At 40.7% G+C, this 21,148-nt stretch carries 18 protein-coding genes and 1 tRNA gene; 16 read left to right on the top strand and 3 right to left on the bottom strand.

Annotated features, from left to right (window positions below; genetic code table 11):
- Nucleotides 1-441 precede the first annotated feature (441 nt).
- The 3 genes from P2W72_RS12635 to P2W72_RS12645 all read left to right on the top strand — a co-directional run bounded on the left by P2W72_RS12635 (nucleotide 442) and on the right by P2W72_RS12645 (nucleotide 2,392).
- Nucleotides 442-1,467 carry a patatin-like phospholipase family protein gene (locus P2W72_RS12635; RefSeq protein ID WP_276363111.1) on the top strand — a complete coding sequence of 342 codons (1,026 nt, stop codon included), beginning with the start codon at nucleotides 442-444 and terminating at the stop codon, nucleotides 1,465-1,467.
- A 34-nt stretch (nucleotides 1,468-1,501) separates the two neighbouring features.
- A tRNA-Val gene (locus tag P2W72_RS12640) sits at nucleotides 1,502-1,576 on the top strand.
- Nucleotides 1,577-1,837: 261 nt separating this feature from the next.
- On the top strand, nucleotides 1,838-2,392 hold the full coding sequence (locus tag P2W72_RS12645; protein WP_276363114.1) for a DUF4256 domain-containing protein: 555 nt from the start codon (nucleotides 1,838-1,840) through the stop codon (nucleotides 2,390-2,392).
- A 102-nt stretch (nucleotides 2,393-2,494) separates the two neighbouring features.
- On the opposite strand, the gene P2W72_RS12650 is transcribed toward P2W72_RS12645, so the two are convergent.
- A complete protein-coding gene (locus tag P2W72_RS12650) occupies nucleotides 2,495-2,857 on the bottom strand; it encodes a four helix bundle protein (protein ID WP_276363117.1) in 363 nt (120 codons plus the stop codon).
- Between the two features lie 279 nt (nucleotides 2,858-3,136).
- Here P2W72_RS12650 and P2W72_RS12655 point away from each other — a divergent pair, with 279 nt between their 5' ends.
- Complete coding sequence (locus P2W72_RS12655) at nucleotides 3,137-4,357, top strand: MFS transporter (RefSeq protein ID WP_276363118.1); 1,221 nt, start codon at nucleotides 3,137-3,139, stop codon at nucleotides 4,355-4,357.
- 88 nt (nucleotides 4,358-4,445) lie between these two features.
- Here P2W72_RS12655 and P2W72_RS12660 read toward each other — a convergent pair whose 3' ends face one another.
- On the bottom strand, nucleotides 4,446-5,822 hold the full coding sequence (locus P2W72_RS12660; RefSeq protein WP_276363119.1) for a neutral/alkaline non-lysosomal ceramidase N-terminal domain-containing protein: 1,377 nt from the start codon (nucleotides 5,820-5,822) through the stop codon (nucleotides 4,446-4,448).
- A 186-nt stretch (nucleotides 5,823-6,008) separates the two neighbouring features.
- Here P2W72_RS12660 and P2W72_RS12665 point away from each other — a divergent pair, with 186 nt between their 5' ends.
- From P2W72_RS12665 to P2W72_RS12715, 11 genes are all read left to right on the top strand, one after another.
- A complete protein-coding gene (locus P2W72_RS12665) occupies nucleotides 6,009-6,404 on the top strand; it encodes a hypothetical protein (protein ID WP_276363121.1) in 396 nt (131 codons plus the stop codon).
- 159 nt (nucleotides 6,405-6,563) lie between these two features.
- Nucleotides 6,564-6,836: a heavy metal-binding domain-containing protein gene (locus P2W72_RS12670; RefSeq protein ID WP_276363124.1), complete on the top strand. Its 273-nt coding sequence runs from the start codon at nucleotides 6,564-6,566 to the stop codon at nucleotides 6,834-6,836.
- Between the two features lie 5 nt (nucleotides 6,837-6,841).
- Nucleotides 6,842-8,146, top strand: a complete 1,305-nt coding sequence (locus tag P2W72_RS12675) for an efflux RND transporter permease subunit (RefSeq protein ID WP_276363128.1) — start codon at nucleotides 6,842-6,844, stop codon at nucleotides 8,144-8,146.
- Complete coding sequence (locus P2W72_RS12680) at nucleotides 8,136-10,082, top strand: efflux RND transporter permease subunit (protein WP_276363378.1); 1,947 nt, start codon at nucleotides 8,136-8,138, stop codon at nucleotides 10,080-10,082. Before P2W72_RS12675 ends, P2W72_RS12680 begins: the two co-directional genes overlap by 11 nt.
- Before the next feature lies 1 nt (nucleotide 10,083).
- Entirely contained in the window at nucleotides 10,084-11,316 is a 1,233-nt protein-coding gene (locus P2W72_RS12685) for a TolC family protein (RefSeq protein ID WP_276363132.1), read from the top strand.
- Entirely contained in the window at nucleotides 11,294-12,613 is a 1,320-nt protein-coding gene (locus P2W72_RS12690; RefSeq protein ID WP_276363134.1) for an efflux RND transporter periplasmic adaptor subunit, read from the top strand. Before P2W72_RS12685 ends, P2W72_RS12690 begins: the two co-directional genes overlap by 23 nt.
- On the top strand, nucleotides 12,610-13,827 hold the full coding sequence (locus P2W72_RS12695; RefSeq protein WP_276363136.1) for an efflux RND transporter periplasmic adaptor subunit: 1,218 nt from the start codon (nucleotides 12,610-12,612) through the stop codon (nucleotides 13,825-13,827). Before P2W72_RS12690 ends, P2W72_RS12695 begins: the two co-directional genes overlap by 4 nt.
- Before the next feature lie 42 nt (nucleotides 13,828-13,869).
- Nucleotides 13,870-15,912: a copper-translocating P-type ATPase gene (locus P2W72_RS12700; protein WP_276363139.1), complete on the top strand. Its 2,043-nt coding sequence runs from the start codon at nucleotides 13,870-13,872 to the stop codon at nucleotides 15,910-15,912.
- Between the two features lie 74 nt (nucleotides 15,913-15,986).
- On the top strand, nucleotides 15,987-16,559 hold the full coding sequence (locus P2W72_RS12705) for a helix-turn-helix transcriptional regulator (RefSeq protein ID WP_276363142.1): 573 nt from the start codon (nucleotides 15,987-15,989) through the stop codon (nucleotides 16,557-16,559).
- Between the two features lie 93 nt (nucleotides 16,560-16,652).
- Nucleotides 16,653-18,926, top strand: a complete 2,274-nt coding sequence (locus P2W72_RS12710) for a heavy metal translocating P-type ATPase (RefSeq protein WP_276363144.1) — start codon at nucleotides 16,653-16,655, stop codon at nucleotides 18,924-18,926.
- Nucleotides 18,927-18,930: 4 nt separating this feature from the next.
- Nucleotides 18,931-19,137 (top strand): heavy-metal-associated domain-containing protein, encoded by a 207-nt coding sequence (locus P2W72_RS12715; RefSeq protein WP_276363147.1) that lies wholly within the window; start codon nucleotides 18,931-18,933, stop codon nucleotides 19,135-19,137.
- 60 nt (nucleotides 19,138-19,197) lie between these two features.
- Here P2W72_RS12715 and P2W72_RS12720 read toward each other — a convergent pair whose 3' ends face one another.
- Nucleotides 19,198-19,962: a DUF4382 domain-containing protein gene (locus P2W72_RS12720; RefSeq protein WP_276363149.1), complete on the bottom strand. Its 765-nt coding sequence runs from the start codon at nucleotides 19,960-19,962 to the stop codon at nucleotides 19,198-19,200.
- Nucleotides 19,963-20,103: 141 nt separating this feature from the next.
- Between P2W72_RS12720 and P2W72_RS12725 the strand changes: the two genes are divergently transcribed.
- Nucleotides 20,104-21,144 carry a hypothetical protein gene (locus tag P2W72_RS12725; protein ID WP_276363152.1) on the top strand — a complete coding sequence of 347 codons (1,041 nt, stop codon included), beginning with the start codon at nucleotides 20,104-20,106 and terminating at the stop codon, nucleotides 21,142-21,144.
- The last annotated feature ends 4 nt before the right edge of the window (nucleotides 21,145-21,148 follow it).

Raw genomic sequence — 21,148 nt, forward strand, 5'->3', positions numbered from 1 at the left:
CACCGGACCAGACAAAATATGGTACTTTACAATACGGGCAGGGTCTGTTATGCACTTTTTTAAATTGCTAAGAGAGATACTGAATTTTTGCCGTTCCATGGCAAGAAATTTAGATTTTGTTTGATCGGATCATATTGGATACGCGCTGCAAGCTGCCACCAGCAAAGGGAGAGGGAATTGTACTCGTTCTTACGGGGTGTAACGGTTTCTCTTTAACTTTCGTATAGATTTAATAATTCTTAAGAAGGTTAAACCCGATTTTACCGAAAGTTGAAACAAAACAATTCTTAATTGAACGAAGATTAATAATACTGTTATGAAACCATCATGATTTTCAAAAGCCCACAGTAGCATGAATAAATCATGATCGCCCTGCCTACCGGCCGGTAGGCAGGCCTGCCGCAGGCAGGTTCATCACCATTAAAAACAAATTATAAACGGATGAAAAAGATTCTGAGTATTGATGGAGGAGGTATCCGCGGATTGATTCCGGGACAGGTATTGGTGGCATTGGAGAAAAAGCTGCAAATAAAAACCGGAAATTCTGATGCAAGGATTGCTGACTATTTTGACTTCTTTGCAGGAACCAGTACCGGGGGAATTTTAACCTGTTTATTTCTTTGCCCTGATCCGCTTGTTCCCGGCAAGCCAAAATTCAGTGCACAGGAGGCCGTAGATCTTTATAAAGATTATGGTGATGATATTTTCAGTCTGTCGTTCTGGATCAGGTTGTTAAATAAACAGCCCATTTTTAACAGCAAATATTCGGCAAAGGCATTGGAAACTACTTTGAAAAATTATTTCGGAGATGTTCGTTTAAGTGAATTGTTAAAACCCTGTCTGGTTACAGCTTATGATATTCAGGAAAGAAAGACCCATTTTTTCACTCAGCATGATTACCAAAAGAAGGGAGAGGGTGGTGATTTCTATGTAAGGGATGTATGCAGGGCAACGTCTGCTGCACCCACTTATTTTCAAACGGCTTTGGTGAAGTCTATCAGCGGGATCAGTTATCCGCTGATAGATGGTGGGATATATGCCAATAACCCCAGTTTATGTGCTTATTCTGAAGTGCGAAATTCCAAAGGAGATCCTTCGGCAAAAAATATGTTCATTGTTTCTCTGGGAACGGGAGGTGAAAACAAATCTTACAATTACCATTCTGCCAGAAACTGGGGAGCCCTGGGATGGATTAAACCTTCCATTGATATTATGATGTCTGGAGCTGCAGAAACCACTAATTATCATTTGCTGAAGATGTTTTCTGCCAATGGGAATGAGGATAATTATCGAAGAATACAACCATCCCATCTCAGAAATGCAGATCCGGAAATGGATAATGTGAGCCCTTATAATATTCAGGCATTGATTGAACTGGGTATAAAAACTGCAGAGGATTATTCAGATGAACTGGATAAGATCGTTGAACGGATCTGGCAGGATAAAGATGCTGTGGAATTTGATTAATCGGATATAAATATAGATTTGACAAACAGCTTCAGGGAGATTAGCTCAGCTGGTTTAGAGCACTACCTCGACAAGGTAGGGGTCGCCGGTTCGAACCCGGCATTTCCCACATCGATTATTGTCATTTTGAACATTAAATAAACTCAAGAATCCATTCAGATGGGTTCTGAAGATAGTAATTGTGTTGAAAACGATTTGAAAATCTGATGTGAGGGATAAACAAGAGCTTAACTTTTTCCTGATTTTCTGAATTTAGTAATCACTTCTTCATTCAGGTTAGAGTTAATGCAAATCATAGGTGCGATTTCTTTTAATGGCTCTTTTTATATTAAAAGACTTTCAAACACCTGTAATCTAACAGACTAATAAGATGAAACAGTTATCTATTACTGAGAATAAAGAATTGATCCATAGTTTAAAAAATCGTTTTGAAAAAAACTTAACCCGCCACCCCGAACTGAAATGGGAAGCTGTTCTCAGCAGACTGGAGTTGAATCAGGAAAAGTTGTGGTCATTGAATGAGATGGAAAGAACCGGTGGTGAACCGGATGTAGTAGGACAGGATCTGAAAACGGGAGCCTATATTTTTTATGATTGTTCAGCCGAAAGTCCGGCCGGTCGCAGAAGCCTTTGCTTTGATCGTGAGGCACTTGATGCAAGAAAAGAGAACAAGCCTGAAGGGAATGCTATGGAAATGGCAAAACTCATGGGTGTAGAGCTGCTCGATGAAGAACAATACCGGGCTTTGCAGAAACTGGGCCGTTTCGATGCCAAGACCTCGAGCTGGATACAAACCCCGGCAGCGATCCGTAATCTGGGAGGGGCACTATTTGCTGATTTTCGATATGATAGGGTATTCGTGTACCATAATGGAGCGCAGTCTTATTATGCAGCGAGAGGGTTTAGGGCTGGGGTGAAAGTCTGATTTTCAATTACGAATTTTCAATTACGAATTACGAGGGTTGATTACTAATTATTAGTAGAGTAGTCAAATGAGAATTACAGATTGCAGGTTATTAGTTCTGGCTTATTTATTATGACGTGATTTGTGGGTGATTTGAATTTTACCAATTATTCTGCATAATTCCTCTGCATCATCTAGTATGTTTTCTGCTTCTTGCTCTGACAAATAAGATGTAGACTTGAGAAGCTTGATCCAATAAATAGTTTCTCTTGCTTCTTTATAGGAAATGCTAATTTTTGATATAAAATCCCTGTTTGATTGACCACCAATTGATTCTTCAATATTAGCACCAATTGCGGTTCCTGATCGTAATAATTGCTTAGACAGAACAAATTCCTTCTTCTCCGAAATCAGGTACTTGTACAGGTTCACAATCCGAATTGCAAATGCAAATGATTTCTGCTGAATAATATTATCGTTTTTCATCTTTTCTGATTAAGTATTCATAATTAATCATTGTACAATCAAAACTGGTAAATCTCTTCCCTTTAATGAATAACCGTTAAATATTAATGATTAACCGTAAGCAGCTTTGTCTATTTATGATCATTACCACTTCGTAATTTTTAATTTTTAATTCGTAATTGATTTTCCGTTTACCTACCCGAACAATCCACACGCAATTTTTTTATTATTTCATCTTGTCAAAGTCTGATGTCTTGCTATATTTAGACTCAGTATCCGGTCATGTCCGGATCATACCGGATGAAAGAAAATTCAGAAGTTCAAAGCGCATTAAAGGCTGGACAAGCGAAGGTTGCCGCAACAGGGTTTTTAAGCTTGTTTTCCCTGATCGGGATTATGTTTTACGGGCTCACTTTCTTTTATGATTTCTGGGTACAGGAATTTGGATGGACCAGGGCAACAGTAACTTCAGGTAATGCTTTTGCTAAGATTCTGGTTGGATTATTTGGATTTGTGGTGGGTTATCTGATTGATCGCTTTGGTCCGAGGAAGATGATGCTCGCCGGTGTTTTGATGGCCGGTGGTGCGGTAATCGGTTTGGGTTTAATGACTTCTTTATGGCAGTTTTATGTATTCTATATCTTCAGTGCGCTTGGTTATATGTGCGGGGGGCCGCTGCCCAATCAGGTTTTAACTTCACGTTGGTTTGATAAAGCCAGAGGCAAGGCCATGGGCTTCGCTTATCTGGGAATTGGTATCGGTGGTATGCTGGCACCGCAGATCGCTAAAGCATTGAATGTTGAGTTTGGATTTCGTCATGCATTGGTAATCCTTGGTGTTACGATGATTGTTCTTTCATTTCCGATGGCCTGGTTTGTGAAGGATAATCCTCCGCAAACAGGCGAAAAATCCGGGTCGGATAAGCCTGAAGTGCCAACGAAAGACATTAAAGCTATTTTAAAAACCAGAGCATTTTATTTATTGCTGATTGGAAGTATGTGTTCAATCGGGGCAGTGAGTGCTACCAGTCAGAACCTGAAATTGTTCTTTAGTCTTGATTTGAAATATTCACAGCAGCAGGCAGCCAATGTGCTTTCGCTGATACTTGCAGCCAGTATTTTTGGCCGTTTGTTTATGGGCTGGCTGGCTGATCAGATCGAAAAGAAATACGTGATGCTCCTGATCTATTGTCTGGTAGCCTGTGCCATTCCTTTGCTTCATTTTGCCCATGTTCCAGGTGTGATCTATGTTTTCGCTATCGTTTTCGGCATCGGATTAGGTGGTGATTATATGATCATCCCATTGATGGCTGCCGAGTTGTTCGGAGTAAGGGTGATGGGTAGGGTGATGGGTATTGTTTTAACCGGCGATGGTCTTGCTGAAGCAATCGCCCCATGGATGGTGGGCTGGATCAGGGATATAAGCGGAAGTTATGCCAATGGATTCTCTGTGCTGATTGTACTGGCTGTAGTGGGTATTATTACAGTGATTCTGACTCCAAAGAGAATGCCGGCGAATTAATTCCGATCTGATTTAATTAACAAAAATCCTCAGCTACTCTTTAAAATAGCTGAAGATTTTTTTTGCCCCGGTCAGGAAATTCAGACCCTTATTTAGAAAATCCCACTTCTGCTGCCAGTCGTTTTACCTCCTGAATAATCACCTCTTCGATATTTGAAGCCCATGGTGTAGTAAATATCGGCGAACGGCTTGCTTCATAGCCGCCTTCTTTCCAGGCAATACTTGTTGGAATGTAGGCCATCACATCATTGCTGTAGCCAAAAACAAAAATATTCTGACCGTAGAGTTTCTTCAGTTCATTGCTGTATCCAACAAGCACTTCGCCGCCCATAGTGATAATGGGCTGTTCCCCAAGTTTCCATACCTGTAGTGGATATGGGTAGGAGGTCATGAGTTTTTCGCCATTTTCAAGCTTTGAAAGCAGCACTTTGGCACTGGCTTTGAGATAGTCGGGCGTTTTGGAAGTATCACTCATCAGTTCTTTGAGTTCTTCTTTTGTCGGACTGGCCTTTTCAAATTTCAGGTCAATTTCTGAGTAGGATAGGGCTAGCTCAGGTTTGAGTGGCTTCATTTCTTCCTTTAAAACCCTGTCGACAGAGGCTGCAAGCGTTTCGCCGTATTGAATGGCCAATGCCACTGTCTTGCGTGGCAGTGGATTCAGATCAGCACCGGCTCCCTGAAAGAATAATGCAGTTGCCCCCGGATATTTTTTTTCGAGTTCAATCTGAGCGAATCCTGCATAATCTCCCGACCATTCGTATGTGCCGAGAACTGTATTATGGCAGGCATAACCAAAGGCAATGGCAATGATCTTCCCTTTAGTATTTGTTACTCTGATAACCGGAACTGCAAAATCGTTAGGCCCCTTTAATTCGGTTTGCATTCCTAAAGTGTTCTCATTATTATTTCTCCTGTTTACCTGAAAACGGCTGACCCCATTCTCGGAAGCAAGGTTTGCAGGCTGCATGTTTTTGATAGCCTCAGCAACCAGTTTGACCAGCTGATCTTCCAGTTTTTTTGCATAACGATCGATTTTAACTAATTCTTTCTTTTCCAGAGTAAAAATATGCGGCGCAGATTGTGTTTCCGGTCCGGTATGTGTATGCGAGGCATTGATCAGGATCTGGGATCTTTTTAAGCCATATTCCTGTTCGATGCGGTTTCTGACAGGTTCTGAGATCACTTTACGGATGGCAACCAGATCCAGCGAGATCATTACAACACGCTGCCCTTTGGCATCTTCCAGAACCAGGGCTTTGGCCCAAAGGTCGGTAAGCTTGCCTTCAGAGGGTTTATTTCTAAAAGCATATCCTGCCATCCACATATGTTCTTCGGGCGTAATGTTGGCCCGGGCAGTTCCGGCTTTCCAGCCTGAAACCGCATTGTTCTCGCCGGCATATACCCATGAGGTATTAAGAATACCTGATATCACCAGGCAGATTATGAGACAGATTTGTTTCTTCATAATTTCTAATTGTGTGCTTTGTATGATCAATTTAGGCATTTCCGAGTTTAAAGTAGCTAATCGGGCGGTGCAATTATCATAGATTAGATGGATTGCCTGATACAGAATTCAGAACATTCTGTAAACATTTCAAAAAATTATATAAAAGATTACAAGATTTTATCCTAATCTTTGTATTGCAATTACATGAAAAAGCTTTTAATCACCGTTTTAGCTGTCTTCTACCTGGGTGTTTCATCCGGGGCAACTGTGCATTTTCACTATTGCATGGGCGAGCTGATCGAGTGGGGGCTTTCAAATGATAGCTCAGAACAGGCTGATAACTGCAGCAATTGCGGCATGAAAAAAGGCATTTCTGAAGATTGCTGCAAAGATCAAAAGCAGGAATTTAAACTAAAAGAATCCCAGAAAATATCTTTAAATACCGTTCAGGCTAAGGTAATTGATCTGACTCCGCTTGTTTATCCTGAATTTAACATCACTTTCAGGGGTACTCATAAAGACATCATCCCTGAGATCAATGCTCCTCCCCGAACACAGAAAGCAGCTGCTTTTCTTCGTAATTGTAATTTCCGTATCTGATTAATTCTCATTCAGTCTGATATTCTTTCAGGTTGTTCAGGCATTTAATGCCCGCTTACATCGTGTGCTTTGACAGCGTACCGATGAAATGATTTGTCCGGATTTCCCGGCAATTTATCATTAATCGTATTTAATATTTATTAATTAAAAAATTTCATCATGAGAAATTTATTTAGCTCAACAGTAATTTTAATTGTTTTGTTTTTTGCTGCATGCAGCAGTTCTGAGAAGCCTGTTTCTAAGGCTATCGACACTGTTTCTGCTCCTGTTTCGGCTTCTGTTTATACCTGTCCGATGCACCCCGAAATTCAAAGTGATAAACCCGGTTCCTGCTCAATTTGTAAAATGGATCTTGTGGCTAAGACCGAAGGCAGTGCTCCGGCAGACTCAGCAGCTGCAGATACCGCTGCTCATGATTCAAATCAACACTAAGTCCAATGGTTGAACAATTAATTTCATTCTCTTTACGCAACCGCTTCGTGGTTCTGCTTTTTGCAGCAGGAATATTTGCCTGGGGGATCTATTCAGTAAAAACAAGCAAGATAGATGCGATTCCTGACCTTTCAGAGAATCAGGTTATCGTGTTTACTGAATGGATGGGCAGAAGTCCGCAGATCATAGAAGATCAGGTTACCTATCCATTGGTTACCAATCTTCAGGGTATGCCTCAGGTGAAGTATGTCAGGGCAAACTCCATGTTCGGGATGAGCTTCATCTATGTCATTTTCGAAGATGATACGGATGTTTACTGGGCAAGATCGAGGGTACTTGAGCGTCTGAACTCGATCAGAAATGTATTGCCTGAGGGTGTAAATCCTACTATCGGACCGGATGGCACAGGGGTGGGGCATGTTTTATGGTATACTCTGGATGCTCCCGGTATGGATCTGGGTGAGCAAAGGGCAGTACAGGACTGGTATGTTAAATTTGCTCTTCAAAACGTTCAGGGTGTGAGTGAAATCGCATCCTATGGTGGTTTTCAAAAGCAGTATCAGATCAATATTGATCCCAATAAGTTAAGTTATTATAAACTGACGATTCAGGATGTGATGCGAACAGTTAAAAGTAATAATAATGAGGCCGGCGGGAGAAAATTTGAGATGAGCGGTATCGGATACATCATTAAAACTACCGGTTATCTTAAATCCATCCAGGAAATTGAGAATCTGTCTGTCAGAACACAAAATTCCATTCCTGTAAAAATCCGCGACATCGGAACAGTACAGATGGCCGGAGAAAGTCGTCTCGGCATCTTTGATTATAATGGTACCGGTGAAGTGGTTGGTGGTATCGTGGTACTTCGTTACGGTGAAAACGCAGATGAGGTAATCATGAAAGTAAAAGCCAAAATGCTCGACGTTGCCAAAGGTTTTCCTCAGGGAATGAAATTTAATATTGTGTATGACAGGTCTGAGCTGATTGAAGAATCTGTATCCTCTATTAAAACCACCTTAATTGAGGAAATGATTGTGGTTTCTCTAATTGTAATTGCATTCCTGTTTCACTGGAGAAGTGCTGTGAGTATTATTATACAGATTCCAATTACCATAGCTGCGAGTTTTATTGTGCTGAATGCGTTTGATATATCGTCGAATATCATGTCGCTCACAGGTATAGCACTTGCTATTGGCGTAATTGTCGATAACGGGATTATTATGGCCGAAAATTCTTATAAAAATCTTGCTGTAAGGCAGGCTGAGTTAAATGAACAAAGTAAAGGAGGGAATGCAGATGTGGAATAAGAAGAAATCTTCAGTTGATTCTGAAAAGAAAAAGGATTATGTCAGACTTTCGGACGAAGAAAGACTGAGTATTATCGGGAAAGCGTGCAAACAGGTGTCGAGGGGGGTATTTTACTCAACGATTATCATTGTTGTATCTTTTTTACCGGTGTTTTTACTAAGCGGACAGGAGGGTAAGTTGTTCCATCCGCTGGCTTATACCAAAACATTTATTCTGATTATTGATGCCATTTTAGTGCTTACTCTGGCACCGGTGATCATTTCCTTTTTTATGAAGGGAAGATTCAGGCTGGAACATGAAAATCCGATTAACAGAGGTATGGAAAAGGTTTATCTTCCGGTAATCCGGGCCTGTATCCGTAACCGGAAAACAACTATCGGGGTTAATATTCTGGCATTGGTAATCAGTGTACCCATGATGATGAGCATGGGCCGTGAATTTATGCCGCCACTGGATGAGCAGTCGGTGCTTTTTATGCCTGTTACTTTACCCGATGTATCTAATACTGAGATCAAGAGAATTCTTCAGGTACAGGATAAGATTATTAAATCTGTTCCTGAAGTGGATCATGTACTGGGCAAAGCAGGCCGTGCCGGTTCGGCAACAGATAATTCTCCGATCAGTATGATTGAGACAATCATTTCCTTAAAGCCTAAATCAGAATGGCGTCCGGGAATAACAAAGAAAGATATTATTAATGAGTTAGATGCCAAATTACAGATACCGGGAGTGGTTAATGGCTGGACTCAGCCAATCATTAACCGGATCAATATGCTTTCAACTGGTATTCGTACAGATGTTGGCGTAAAAGTTTATGGCCAGGATTTGAAGCAGATCAGCCATATTTCGCAGGATGTACAGAAGATTCTTCAGCATATTGAGGGTGTAAAGGATCTTTATGTAGAACCGGTTTCGGGAGGTAAATATCTGGAAATTGATATTCAGCGCGATAAGCTGGAGCGTTATGGACTGAATGTAGATGATGTGAATGCCACGGTAGAAACAGCTATCGGAGGTACTCCTTTTGCATCAACAGTTGAGGGAAGAAAGCGCTTTAATATTCATCTGCGTTTAGGTGAGGATTACCGGAACAGTATCGATAAATTAAAGCGTATTCCTTTAAATTCTCCGGATGCAGGAACGATCCCATTATCTGCGGTAACAGAGATACGTTTTGTGGATGGTCCGCCGATGATCACTTCAGATAATGCTATTCTGAGAGGAGCTGTAATGTTTAATGTCAGAGATCGCGATCTGGGCCATACGGTTCAGGAAGCTATCGATAAGCTGAATAAGGACTTAAAATTGCCGAATGGTTATTTCGTAGAATGGAGCGGTCAATATGAGAATCTGATGCGCGGGCAGAAAACCCTGCTTTACATCCTTCCGGTGGTATTGTTTGTTATCTTTTTAGCATTATATCTGGCATTTAAGTCGCTCAGGGAAGCATTTCTGAGTCTGATCACTATTCCTTTTGCATTGATTGGAGGGGCATATCTCGTCTATTTCTGGGGAGTTAACCTTTCAGTTGCAGTAGCGGTAGGTTTTATCGCACTATTTGGTATAGCCGTAGAAACCGGGGTGGTTATGGTCATTTATCTGAATGATGCCATGCGTCAGCTGGTTGAGTTAAAGGGAAATTCAGGTGAGACCATCACGAAGGAAGATCTGAAAGAATATGTCATTAACGGTGCGGCCAAACGTCTGAGGCCAAAGATTATGACGGTTTCTGTTGCCTTGTTCGGTTTGATACCGGTCTTATGGTCGAGCGGAGTAGGTAGTGATGTGATGTTACCAATAGTACTTCCTATGATCGGTGGTGTACTGACTTCATCAACACATATCTTACTGGTAACACCATTAATCTTCCTGATGACTAAGGAATATGAATTGAAAAAATTTGGAAAACTGGAGGTGTACGATGTTAAGCATTAAAATGAGACTGTTGCCGGTATTGTTATTCTGTTCGCTGAATAGCTTTGCTCAGCAGCCTTTGAGTCTGGAACAGATATTTAAGGAGATCAGTGAAAATAATCCGGCATTAAAGGCTTATGATAGCCGTATTCAAAGTAAAGATGCCAAAGTTGAAGGTGCAGGAGCATGGATGGCTCCGATGGTCGGGGTAGGCACCTTTATGAGTCCTTATCCTTTTCAGGGTAAGATTTCAGATAATGATAAAGGAGCATTTATGTTCAGTGCTGAGCAGGAAATACCTAATCCTGCCAAAATTAAAGCCAGAAAGGATTATCTAAGCACTCAATCGCTGACCGATGTTTATGGTAAAAGCGTACGCTTCAATGAGCTGAGGGCAAAAGCGAGAGAACTATATTTCGGATTGCTTATTGATTACAGGAAGATCAGCTTTCAGAGAGAAAATCAGCAGATTATGGAAGCTATGAAGAAGCTTGCTGAAATCCGTTTTCCTTTTAATCAGGGGGGACTGAATCAGATTTTTAAAGCTGAAGGCCGTACTTATGAAGCAGAGAATATGATTCTGATGACTGATGCAGATATCCGTTCTAAGAAAATTGCCCTGAATGCATTGATGAACAGAATGCCCGGATCTGTGATTGAAATTGATACCGCATTAAAGGTCAGCTTTAATCCTAAAGCAGATCTGGACACAGCGTATTTTGCGGGAACCAGAAGTGATATTCTTCATATGGAGCATGATATCCATGCCATGGAGAAGAATATCAATCAGATGCGCCAGGAAAACAAGCCTGATTTTAAGATCCGTTTTGACCATATGTCTAACTATTCTGCTATGATGCCAAGGCAGTTTACAGTGATGGGCATGTTGTCCATTCCTATTGTTCCATGGTCGCAGAAAATGTATAAATCAGAGATCAAATCAATGAATTTTGAGCGGGAGGCAATGCGTCAGCAAAAATCAGCAATGCTGACCGAGATGCTGGGTATGACTAAGTCTATGGAAAATGAGCTAATCACGATGCAGAAGCAGATCAGTAATTATGAGAATAAGATCCTGCCCTCACTTGAGAAATATCTCAAAGTTTCTATGTTGTCTTATCAGGAAAACAAATCTGATCTGAATACTGTAATTGATGGATGGGAAGCATTAAACATGTCGCAAATGAATTATCTGGAGCAATTACAAAAGTTTTACCAAATGGTCACAGCATATGAAAAAAATATTGAAAGGTAGTATCGTGCTTTTTCTTGTTCTGGGATTCATTCTGGCAGGATGTAATTCAAATGAGAAATCGGAGCAGGTTTCGGTGAAGTATACCTGCCCGATGCATCCGGAGATTCTGAAGGATGGTCCCGGGACTTGTCCGATCTGCAAAATGGATCTGGTTCCTTTGGATCATCATGACGGACATGCGGCTGCAGACGAAAGTCTGAATGCACTGGTAAGACCAGCAAATGAGTACATAATTTCAGGAATAAGAACCGTAAGGCCTGAGAAAGGGTTTAAAAGCACTGAATTAAGTATGAAAGGTATTATCAACTATAATACCAATAACTGGAGATCTTTATCAGCAAGAGTTAGCGGACGTATAGAGCGATTGTACGTTAAATACAATTATCAAATGGTTAGTAAAGGCCAGAAGATTATGGACATCTATAGTCCTGATCTGGCTAATGCCCAACAGGAATTATTGTTCCTGAAATCAAATGCTGATGCCGGACTGCTTGAATCGGCAAAGAAGAAATTACTGTATCTGGGGATGAATAGTGCTCAGATTGATCAGGTGCTTAACACAGGTAAGATCAGCTACACGATCTCTGTTTATAGTCCTTATTCAGGATATGTGGCAGAATTGAATTTAAATGCAGGATCAAACCAGGGAAGTTCAAATGCTGCGGGAGCCACAAGGATCAGTTCATCTGGGTCATCAGGGATGAATTCAATGTCTTCGGGTTCATCTGCAGATGCCGTCCCAGAAATTCCTGTCATTAATACCGGTCAGGCGTTTCAACTCAGGGAAGGACAATATGTTTCGGCCGGTCAGAACTTATTTAATCTGATCAATGCCAATCAGGTTTGGGCAGAATTTTATGTGAACCCTGAATTGCTCGACGAGTTTAAACCAGGTAGTAAGATTGATGTCAGTGCGCTGGATATCCCGGATCAAAAGTCGGAGAGCAGTGTGAGTTTGATCCAACCTTATTACAACGAAGGCCAGAACTATTCATTGGTTAAAGCGAATTTGATGAATGAAAATAAGAAATGGAAGGTTGGGCAACTGATTACTGTGAAAAGAGAAGCGAGGGCAGAAGGTTTTTGGTTACCGAGAACCGCTTTGCTCAGACTGGGAGAAAAATATGCAGTATTCGTTAAAAAGGGTGATGCATTTGTTCCTGTTTATGTCACTTTAAAGAGGCATACAGATAAATGGGTTGATGTCGGAACGAGTATTGCTGAAGATCAGGAGCTTGCTTTAAATGCATGGTTTCTTGTTGATAGTGAGAGTTTTATTAAAGCAGAACGGTTATGATTAAAAATAAAGTATTATCAGGGTTAATTTTTTTATTTCTGGGTTTTACTGTACTTGAATTAAGTTCATGCACTCAGGATAAAGGGAGTAAAAACGCTTCTCCGGAAAAGTATACCTGTCCGATGCATCCTCAGATTATGAATAACGGACCGGGGACTTGTCCGATTTGTAAAATGGATCTGGTTCCGGTAAATGCTTCAGGCGGGAAGAATGAGCTTACCCTGAGCGATAGTCAGATTCAACTGGCCAATGTCCGGACAATAAAGATCAGCAGTTCAGGTTTCAGTACATCCAAAGTGTTGAATGGGCGCCTTATCGTAGATGAAGATCGTACTGAGATGATTTCAAGCCTTTATTCCGGCCGGGTAGATCGTTTGTTCATTAAAGAAACAGGGCGCCCAGTTGCTAAAGGACAGGCATTGTTTCAGATTTATAGTGAGCAGCTTCAAACACTTCAGCAGGATTATCTGCTTCAGCTGAAACAGGTTGCAGCATTTCCTTCAGAAAAGATCTATCAGTCGATGAGGGATGCCGCTAAAAATAAGCTTCGTTTGTTTGGATATACAGAGGCTCAGATCAAGGTATTGAATCAGGGAAGCAACTTAAAACCCTTGTTAACGGTTTACTCTAAATCGTCGGGTATTGTAAAAGAACTTAATATTACTGAAGGGCAATACCTTTCGGAAGGAAGTCCGGTAATGAAATTAGAAAGTTTGGATCAGCTTTGGCTTGAAATGGATATTTATCCTTCTGAGATATCCGATATTAAGATCGGAACAAAGATTAAGTTTAGCCTGAACGGGCGCAGTGGAGATGAACAAACCGCTGTGGTGGATTTTATTTCTCCTCAGATGGATCCTGCTACTCAAATCCTGAAAGTAAGAGCTCCGGTAAGGAATTCAGGAGACATGCAGCCGGGTATGCAGGCTACTGTGTTTTTGCCGCAGACTGAAATTGCGAGTGCAGTAAGTCTACCCCTTGATGCAGTTGTGAGGGATGAAACGGGAGCTCATGTATGGGTTAAAACCGGAAAAAATACCTTCTCGCCAAGAATGGTTCGTACCGGTGAAGAAGATTCAGAAAGAGTGATTATCCTTTCGGGGCTTGAAAATGTTCAGGAGGCGGTAGTAAGTGGTGCGTATTTACTTTCCAGTGAATTTATATTGAAAAAAGGGTCCGACCTGATGTCGGGGCACGACATGAGTAAAATGTAAGGTTAAATACCTTATTTTTATGTTATACCTAAATTTTAGATTATGGAACACCATCATCACGGGCATGTTCATTCTCCGGATGAGCATGGTAATCATTCTCCTGAAACAAAGAACAAACAGGCAGCACCTCCTGCAATTGATGCGCATGCCGGCCATCATACCTCAGATTTTTTAAAGCGCTTCTGGATATGCCTTATCCTTACGGTTCCGGTTTTGCTTCTTTCAGAAATGATCCAGCATTGGTTTGGGTTTCATCTTGAATTTCAGGGAGATAAGTTCGTATTGTTAGGGATCAGTCTAATTCTCTTCATTTATGGTGGGAAGCCCTTTCTGATCGGGATGTCGCGCGAAATAAAGCAGGCAAATCCGGGAATGATGACCCTGATCGGTATTGCGATACTTGTAGCATTTATCTACAGCGCTTCGGTTATTTTTGGTTTGAAGGGGATGGATTTCTTTTGGGAACTGGCTACCCTGATAGATATCATGTTGCTGGGACATTATTTTGAGATGCGTTCTCAGCATGCAGCTTCCCGTGCTTTGGAAACTCTGGTAGAGTTACTTCCGTCAGATGTGCACGTAGAACGAAAGGGAATAGTTGTTGATATTTCATTGAAAGAACTCCGGAACGGTGATGTTATTCTGATCAAACCCGGAGAGAAAATCCCTGCCGATGGGGCGATCATTAGCGGACACTCAATGGTTAATGAAAGCATGCTTACCGGAGAAAGTATTCCGGTTCACAAACAAAGTGATGACAAAGTTATAGGTGGCTCCATTAATGGCGAGGGTTCGATTAAAGTACTGGTTACCGGAACCGGTGAAGAAAGTTACCTCAATAAGGTAATTAATATGGTAGAGGGTGCTCAGTCTGCTAAATCCAGAACACAGAATCTGGCTAATAAAGTGGCTAAATGGCTCACGTATATATCGTTGAGTATTGGAATAATAACTTTTTTATTCTGGTTTAGTAAAGATGGAGATCTTGCTTTTGCATTGGAAAGAATGGTTACGGTGATGGTTACTTCTTGTCCTCATGCGCTCGGAGTAGCTATTCCTCTGGTTGTGGCAATTTCTACTTCTCAGGCCGCTATTAATGGCCTGCTGATTAGGAACAGAACAGCATTTGAAACTTCAAGAAAGCTAAGCCTTATTATTTTTGATAAAACCGGAACCCTGACTGAAGGCTCTCACAGAATACAGCGTATTGTTGTTTTAGATAATAATTATTCAGAAAATGATATTCTTCAATATGCTGCCGCTTTACAGCAGGATTCTGAACATTATATTGCTAAAGGTGTAAAGAAATCATTAGAGCTTAAGAAGCTCGAACTATGGTCTTCGGCTGAATTTGAATATCTTCCGGGGATTGGTGTTAAAGGAAAGGTAAAAGGTAGGCAGGTGATAGCTGCCGGACCGAATTATTTCAGGAAAGAGAATATGCCGGTTCCGGAAATTCCTGCAGAAATTAATCAGGCATCTGAAACTGTTAATTTTTTAATTGTTGATGGAAAAGCTGCCGGAATAATCACCCTGTCAGATACTATCAGGCCATCATCGAAAGCAGCTATCGAAGACCTTAAATCAATGGGAATTAAATCCTATCTTCTTACCGGAGATAACGAACATGTGGCTAAATCTGTTGCTGATACTCTGGGAATGGACGGCTTTTTAGCTAATGTATTACCCGATCAGAAGCAGCAGAAGGTATTAGAGTTTCAGCAGAAGGGCGAGATCGTGGCTATGACCGGTGACGGTGTAAATGATGCACCTGCACTTGCACAGGCTGATGTTGGTATTGCAGTTGGCTCAGGTACCGATGTGGCTGCTGAAACAGCTGATATATTGCTTGTTAACAGTGATCCTCAGGATATTGTTAACATTATCAGATTTGGCAGGGCTACTTATAAAAAGATGATTCAAAATTTAATCTGGGCAGTTGGTTATAACGTCATTGCAATTCCTTTGGCTGCCGGGGTTTTATATCCCAACTTTTTGCTAAGTCCGGCTACTGGTGCTGTATTAATGAGTATAAGCACAATAATCGTGGCAGTTAATGCTCAGTTATTAAAACGAAGCCTTTAATTGTAAGTTATACAACTGTCTGAATAAATCTGATTATCATCCTGTTGTATTGACTGGAATTCGATTTTAAGAGAATGGAAATATATATTAAAAACATGGTATGCAACAGGTGCATCACAGCTGTTCAGAATGAACTGATTAAACTTGACTTGCATCCTATAGACGTACGAATGGGAATTGTGAAGCTGATGGAAGAAGAGCTGGATGAGCAAAAACTTAATACCCTTAACAGAAATTTGAATGAACTTGGCTTTGAGCTGCTGGATAACAGCAGAAGCAGACTGATCGAACAGATTAAGAACCTGATTATTGGAATAATTCACCATTCTGAGGTATCCGAACAAAAGCTCAACTGGTCTAAATTGATTTCTGATAAGGTTTTCCATGAATATAATTATCTGAGTACCCTGTTTTCTTCTGTTGAAGGTATTACCATAGAGCAGTTCATCATCCGGCAGAAAATAGAGCGGGTTAAGGAACTTTTATTTTACGATGAGCTAAGTCTCGGTGAGATTGCTGATCAATTGGGATATAGCAGTATTGCACATCTTTCGGCACAGTTTAAAAAAATTACGGGACAGACGCCCACTCAGTTTAAAAATTCAAGGCATCAGGATAAACATCGGAAATCTATAGATAGTGTTTAATCGTTTTAAACACATAATATTATAAGTCTTTCTGATAATTATGTAAGTTCTTAACTCGCTGTCTTTCATATTTTTGTATTGTAAATCAAGAATATGAAATCAGAACATGAATCTCCGGATGAAGTACTTTTACTGAACAAGATCAGATCCACGTATCCGGTTACAGGTATGACCTGTGCAGGCTGTGCAGTAAGTGTTGAATCAATGTTAAAATCTGTGAAAGGGGTGATCGATGCAGGAGTAAATTTTGCAGATAACTCGGCATGGGCAGAATATGACTCTAAGAAAACCAGTCCCGGAGAGCTACGGAAAAGTATACAATCTATTGGATATGATCTGATTATTGATTCGGATAATTCAGCAGAGCTGCAGGAAAGCTTGCAGCAAAAGAAATATGAGGACATCAGGCACAGAACGATCCGGGCTTCAATTCTTACCCTTCCGGTTTTTATAATAGGTATGCTTTTTATGGATATGCCCTATGGCACCTGGATTTCGATGATTTTGAGTGCTCCGGTGGTATTTTGGTTTGGACGAAACTTCTTCATCAACGGCTGGAAACAGGCAAGGCATGGTATGGCTAATATGGATACTCTTGTAGCCCTAAGTACGGGTATTGCCTTTATTTTCAGCGCATTTAATACAATTTATCCTGAATACTGGCATAGCAGAGGGATTCATCCTCATGTTTATTATGAAGCCGCTTCAGTTATTATTGTATTCATTTCTTTAGGCAAGCTCCTCGAAGAAAGAGCCAAAGCGAATACCACACAGGCAATCAGAAAGCTGATGGGTTTGCAACCTAAAACTGTCAGAATAATCAGGAATGGTATTGAAGAAGAGATTTCTATTTCGGAGGTTTTGCCTGAACAGATTATTGTACTCAGACCCGGCGAGAGAGTTGCTGTAGATGGTATGGTGATTTCCGGTTCGTCGTACATTGATGAAAGCATGATCAGCGGTGAACCGATTCCTGTATCAAAAAATAAAGAAGATAAACTGTTTGCCGGTACGATCAATCAAAAGGGCAGTCTGCATTATAAAGCTGAAAAGGTGGGAGCAGATACCCTGCTTGCTCATATCATCAAAATGGTTCAGCTTGCTCAGAGCAGTAAAGCACCGGTTCAGAAACTGGTGGATAAGATTGCCGGAATATTTGTTCCTGTTGTGATCGGTATTTCAATTCTCACATTTATAATATGGATGTTGTTTGGTGGAGAGGAAGCTTTTACTCATGCATTACTCACTTCTGTAACCGTACTGGTGATTGCCTGTCCATGTGCTTTGGGACTTGCAACTCCAACTGCAATTATTGTAGGGGTTGGAAAGGGAGCTGAGAATAATATTCTGATCAAAGACGCTGAAAGTCTGGAGCTTGCCTATAAGGTTGATGCGGTTATTCTTGATAAGACCGGAACAATTACTGAGGGAAAGCCGGTACTTACCTCGATGGATTGGAATCCTGAAACAGGGGGTGATCATGATGAGTATTTAAAGATACTGTTCAGTCTGGAGATAAATTCAGAGCACCCTCTGGCAGATGCAATTGTTAAAAAGCTTAAAGCTGATAATGTATCAGGTGTTGATCTATCCTCTTTTGAAAGTTTAACTGCCAGTGGTGTGAAGGGAGTTTATAAGGGACTTGAATATTTTGCCGGGAATCATCGTATTCTGGATGAGCATAATATTGCTCTGAATGATTATCAGAAAACCTACCTGAAAAACAGGCTTAATGATGCCTCAACAGTTGTTTTTTTTGCTGATCAGAACAGGGTTTTAGCGATTATTACTATAGCCGACAAAATTAAAAGCACTTCGGCTGAGGCAATTCATCAGCTTCACCGGCTGGGGATTGAAGTGCATATGCTTACCGGAGATAACCAGCAGACAGCCTCTGCTGTGGCTGAAGAAGTGGGCATAAAGAGCTATCGTTCAGAAGTCTTGCCCTCTGATAAAGCAGATTTTATTAAGAAGCTTCAATCTGAAGGAAAGGTTGTTGCCATGGTGGGAGATGGTATCAATGATTCGCATGCCTTAGCTCAGGCAGATGTGAGTATAGCAATGGGAAAAGGGTCAGATATTGCAATGGATGTGGCCAAGATCACCCTGATTACTTCCAACCTTCAGTCCATACCGATGGCTTTGAAATTATCCAGAAAAACTGTTCAGGCTATACGACAAAATTTATTTTGGGCATTTATCTATAATTTGATTGGGATTCCGCTTGCAGCAGGAGTATTGTATGCATACAATGGATTTCTGCTGAATCCAATGATTGCCGGAGGGGCCATGGCACTCAGTTCTGTATCTGTAGTAACGAATAGCCTGAGATTAAAAACATTAAAATTAAATTCTATTAAATCTTAATCATATGAACACAATTAAATTCAAAACAAATATTAAATGCACCGGTTGTCTGACACAGGTTGGCCCGTCGCTGAATGAAACTGCCGGACAAGATAACTGGCAGGTAGATCTGAGCTCAACAGATAAAATTTTAACTGTTAATACTGATCTGAATGCCGGAGAGATCATTGATGCAGTAAAAAAAGCGGGCTATACCGCAGAAAAAATATAACTGGTTTTATAACAAAAAAGACCCCATTGGGGCCTTTTTTGTTATAAAGGTTTTACTGTCTTATTGAGTAACAGTTATTGTTCCAAGATCTTTTACAGATCCCTGAACAACAGCTACGTTTTCAATAGTCTTCTTCAGATAAGGGCTTACCGGCTCGATCTCTACCTTGTAAGTTCCTGCAGCAACACCAGGGAACCAGAATTTACCTGTGGCATCAGTTATTGTGCCTAATGTATCTGTTCCTGCTATGGCGTAAACCTTAGGACTTGCTGCTAACGGGCTTACTACCCCTGTAATTGCACCAGATACAGCATTCGGAATTGCCCTGATAACAGGTTTAAGTAAATACTTTCCATTTCCGGCCTGTACAATTGATTTTGCTGCATCAAAGTCAAGAAGTAAGGTATAAGCAACACCTTCCTGAAGCTCTTCCTGTACTTTAAGTTTTACACCTGAGCTTTGTCCACTTGGAGTCGTCAGTGCAGTACTGTTTCCGTTAACAACTACTCTGTTTCCTGTATCATTCAAAACAAGTCTTATTTCCTGTATCATACCGGAAGGAATGTCTTTGGAGGCAATAAGAGTGTCTTTACCCATTCTGAAATTCAAAATATTGAATGGTGTTGCTCCAACGCTTATTGTGCTGGAGCCTCCTGATGTTAATACCTGTATTTCTTTAACACTAAGATAAATTGCATCATATGCAGCAGGGCTATCAGTTAGCTTAATATTCATTTTGGTCATATTGCTGCCGCTTTCATTCTTGTTACATGCTGTCAGACCTATTCCCAGGCCCAGCATTCCGATCATTAGTAGTTTTTTCATAATTCAATGTTATTGGTATAAGCTGTCAGAAACAATAATCCTGCCAATTCATTGTACGTATGTGTGTTTTTAGGGTTTCATGATTATTTTGATTTTGTTTATTTATATTACTTACCTTTTTAACTCCTAACATAAGCCTTTATGAAAGTATTATTCTTGATATTGATTTTTAGCAGTTCATTTTTTACTTCGTTTATTCAGCCCGAAGAACCAATAAATGGACAGCAACCCAACTTATCTGTAGACTCAAAAGGACATATTCGTATGGTTTATGGATACGCAGATAAGATCTATTGCATGACTTCTACCGATAACGGGCTCAATTTTTCTCCGGCAGTGCTTGTTGCTGAAATTAAGGGGATGCATTTAGGAAATACCAGAGGGCCTCAGATTGCTTCTTCAAAGCACCTTTCAATGATAAGCGCTATTGATAAGTTGGGTGCAATCCATTCATTTGTACTCGATCATTTAAAGGGGGGCTGGAAACCGATAGGGATTGTAAATGATAAGCCTGGTTCTGCAGTTGAGGGCCTGATGGCTATAACTGCAGATAAAGAAGATAATTTCTATTCTGTATGGCTGGATATCAGGCAGGGTGGGAAAAATAATATTTACTTTTCTTCATTTAATGTAAAATCAAAAGGGTGGATGGCAAACTCATTAGTGTATCAATCGCCGGATAAACATGTGTGTGAATGTTGCAGACCCAATATTGCGGTAAATAAGAATAAGATTGTGATCGGTTTTCGTAACTGGATAATGGGATCGAGGGATATTTATTATTCAGTTTCTAATGATAAAGGCAAATCGTTTTCGCCGGCAGAAAAATCAGGAAGTGGTACCTGGCAATTAAATGCCTGCCCTATGGATGGGGGAGGTCTGGCAATCGATGAGGCGGGAAAAGTATCTGCTGCCTGGAGAAGAAACGGAGATGTATATTACTGGGAACAGAATAAGCAGGAGCAAAAACTTGCTGCCGGTCGGGATGTGAGCATGACCCGCTACAGGAATCTGGTATATGTAGTCTGGCAGGATAAAAAAAATATAAGCATAATGAATATGAAAACCAGACAAACTACACTTCTTGGCACAGGGGGGTCACCGAAAGTCTACATCCTTGCCAATGGTAAAGTGATTTGTTTCTGGGAAGATAACAAAACAGTCAGGTTTAAAATTGTATAGGTAA

Origin of the sequence: Daejeonella sp. H1SJ63 (genome assembly GCF_029360775.1) — a bacterium.
Classification (GTDB): Bacteria; Bacteroidota; Bacteroidia; order Sphingobacteriales; family Sphingobacteriaceae; genus Daejeonella.